This is a genomic window from Intestinibacter sp., from assembly GCF_022780145.1.
Lineage (GTDB): Bacteria > Bacillota > Clostridia > Peptostreptococcales > Peptostreptococcaceae > Intestinibacter.
The window spans coordinates 1-3502 of record NZ_JALEXO010000064.1; the positions used below are offsets into that span (position 1 = coordinate 1).

A 3502-nucleotide genomic window follows, 5' to 3' on the forward strand; every position below is an offset into this window, starting at 1 on the left:
AATATGTATAAATATGTTAATATATTTCTATACGTTATAAAAAGCGAATGAAAGAAAATAATAGAGATACAATGGTTGTGGTTTAATTGAAATTTGATATAGATAAATTGGAAAAAATAATTTGTTATTATAAAAAAGATATAAAAAATATTTCGCTAGATGAAATTTATAAATTGAAGGCTATAAAGTGTTTTCAGGATAATTGGGATATAAATGCAGAAGATTTTTACGATATGTTGTCTAAGTCACTATCTAAGAGCAAAAGGTTATTAGCTTCTAGAAATTTTTTCCCTAAAAATATGGTTTTGTATTTTGCAAGTAAAGAGCCTGAGACAGTTAGAGAAATGTTTATAAATTTATTTAATGAGACAATTAGTTTACCTAGAAGGATTGATTCTTTTAGAGATGCGTCTGATATTTTATTAAAGCAGTATGCAGATGAAAAAATGAATGCGCATTATCAGAATTTGAACGCTATTAGCACTTATTTGTTTTTTAGATTTCCAGAGAAATACTGTATATATAAGGAGGGCAAGTTTAAAAACTTCGCAGATAAGATAGGGTATGATAGTTCTCAAAAGAGGGGTAGCTTTGAGATTTTGCAAGCCTATTATGATATGTGTGAAGAGGTTTTTACAGTTGTAAAAGATGATCAGGAATTGGTTAAAATAGCTATGGATAGGTTTAGAAATATGAATTTCGCTGATAAGGGACTGCATTTACTTACAGAGGAAATTATATACATTGGAAGTAAAATTAATTTTGATTCTATTTTAGATATTGCTCAAGATGATAAAAAACAGGAGAAGTGTAATGAATATACAAAAGAAGATTTTTTAAGAGAGGTTTATATTGATGAAGATAAATACAATATCTTAGTTGGAATTTTAAATAGAAAGAAAAATATAATACTTCAAGGAGCGCCTGGTGTGGGCAAGACATTTTTATCTAGACGTCTGGCGTATTCTATATTAGGAGCAAAGGACGATGATAAAGTTAAGTTTGTCCAATTCCACCAAAATTATTCCTATGAAGATTTTATAATGGGATATAAGCCTTGTGAAAATGGGTTTGAGCTTAAGTACGGAGTATTTTATAATTTTTGTAAAAAAGCTGAAAAAAATCCAGAGGATAAATATTTTTTCATTATAGATGAAATCAACAGGGGAAATATCAGTAAAATATTTGGAGAGCTGATGATGCTTATAGAAAATAGCTATAGAGGCGTGGAAATAGAACTTGCTTATGGCGGTGAGATGTTTAGTGTTCCTCAAAATATCTATATAATCGGGATTATGAATACTGCCGATAGAAGTATTGCAATGATCGATTACGCGCTTAGACGTAGATTTAGTTTCTTTGATGTGAAACCTGCGTTTGAAAACGATAGATTTTTGAGTTATATAGAGAGCTTAAATAATGAAAAAGTTTCAAAATTAATAGGCACAGTAAAGCTGTTGAACGAGGATATAACGGAGGATTTTTCTCTCGGCCAAGGATTTTGTATAGGGCATAGTTACTTTCTAAGTGGTGATTTTACAGATAAATATATTTACGAAATCGTTGAATTTGATATAATCCCGCTTTTGAAGGAGTACTGGTTTGATGACTACGATAAACTAGAAAAATGGGAAAAAGCCTTAAGAGATATAGTCGAGTGATTGTGTGGTGCAAGCTATGATAAAGGACAGAAGTATTTTTATAAAGAACATATACTACATGTTGTCTTATGTATATACAGATTTAATTCAAAATGATTACAGGGATATCGCAGTTGAAGAATTTGAAAATGTAGGTGATATTTTATCAGTTATTTTATTTAAAATGGTTTCTAAACAAATGAAACGAGGGATGATAAAAAAATATATAGAAGAACAATCAGAAGTAGAAACCTTAAAGGGAAAGATAAATATACAAGAGAGTATAAAACTAAGAGCGAGCAATAAGAACAAGCTGTATTGTGAATACGATAAATTGTCTATAAATAATTATTTGAACAGTATAATCAAGATTACTATCAAAGTTTTAATTTTGTCAAAGGATGTATCCGAGAAAAATAAGAAAAATCTAAAAAAACTGATGTTTTTATTTTCAAATGTGAATTTAATAGAAATAGACAAAATAAGATGGAGCGATATTGAGTACAACAGAAATAATAAAGGTTATACAGGTATAATAAATATATGTTATTTAGTTTTAAATGATTTATTGTTGTCTACTGATGATGGAGAATACAGATTAGCTAGTTTTTTTAGTGAGAAGAAAATGTACAGCTTGTACGAAAAATTTGTATTGAAATACTACCAAAAGCATTATCCAAATCTACATCCGAGAGCTTCAAAGATAAAATGGAATCTAGACGATGAATCAGAACAATTTTTGCCGGAAATGAAGACAGATATAACTCTTAGAGGCAAGGATAAAATCTTGATTATAGATACAAAATACTACGAAAAATCTATGCAGACTATAGATATTTACAACAGTAGAACCATCCACTCAAATAATTTATACCAGATATTTACCTATGTAAAAAACAGAGATACAGATAAATCTGGGAATGTATCTGGACTGCTTTTATACGCAAAAACAGATGAAACTGTAATTCCAAATGGTGAGTATATGATGAGTGGAAATAAAATAATGGTGAAGACTTTGGATTTAAATACAGAGTTTAAATTTATAGCTCAAAGCTTAAATAAAATAGCCGATGATCTGATGTAAAAGGAAAATCATGGTTGAAAAATTCTTCAAAAAGGTATATAAAATATAAATATAATTTAAACAAATTTATTTAAAGTGAATAAAAGGTTTGGGGGAGATACTATGAGTTCACTGATAACAATAGATTGGGACTATTTTATGGACTATATGAATACATGGAATGGTTCGTATATAGAAAACGAGACAAATATATACAAGCATTGGTATAAAAAATATTTTGAAGAAAAAAATAGAGGTATTGACATCACAAAACATATGAATGTGGGCGGTGAGGTCGACGAATTTTGGGATAAATTAAAGCAAAATGTAAATTTCAAACCGAATACAAAAATACTACTTACGGAATCACATTTAGATGCATATAAAATTGCTGTAGAGCAAGCCGTCGATTCGGTTTTTTCATTTGATTCACATTCTGATTTAGGATATGAAGGCTTAGATTCATTTAAATTTGAAGTCAACTGTGCTGACTGGCTTGGAAAATTAATTTACGAAGGTAAAATAAACCAGGCAAATATAATTTACGGTCCTTATACAAACGAATATCCAGAGGAGTTTGAGGAAATCAATAAAAACTACGATATAAACTACTTGAGCTTAAATCAAGTAAAATGCGACAATCCATGTGAAATCGTGCATATATGTAGGTCAGGATGCTGGAGCGCTCCTTGGCTAGATAAGAGGTTTCTTGCCTTTGTGTATGAATCAGGATTTGAATTTAAAAATATAGATATAAAAGAAAGAGACTGGAATCCAGAGGGTATTAGTCTAGCAGAGC

3 protein-coding genes are annotated in these 3502 nt (G+C 29.6%); all 3 read left to right on the forward strand.

Features of this window, described 5'->3' with window-relative positions:
* Positions 1 to 107: 107 nt before the first annotated feature.
* The gene (locus tag MR593_RS02490; protein ID WP_290686648.1) at positions 108 to 1661 is read left to right on the forward strand and encodes an AAA family ATPase; all 1554 of its coding nucleotides are present in this window, start codon (positions 108 to 110) and stop codon (positions 1659 to 1661) included.
* 4 nt (positions 1662 to 1665) lie between these two features.
* On the forward strand, positions 1666 to 2724 hold the full coding sequence (gene mcrC, locus MR593_RS02495) for a 5-methylcytosine-specific restriction endonuclease system specificity protein McrC (protein ID WP_290686649.1): 1059 nt from the start codon (positions 1666 to 1668) through the stop codon (positions 2722 to 2724).
* Positions 2725 to 2826: 102 nt separating this feature from the next.
* The coding region (locus MR593_RS02500) for an arginase (RefSeq protein WP_290686650.1) at positions 2827 to 3502 on the forward strand (676 nt) is incomplete at its 3' end.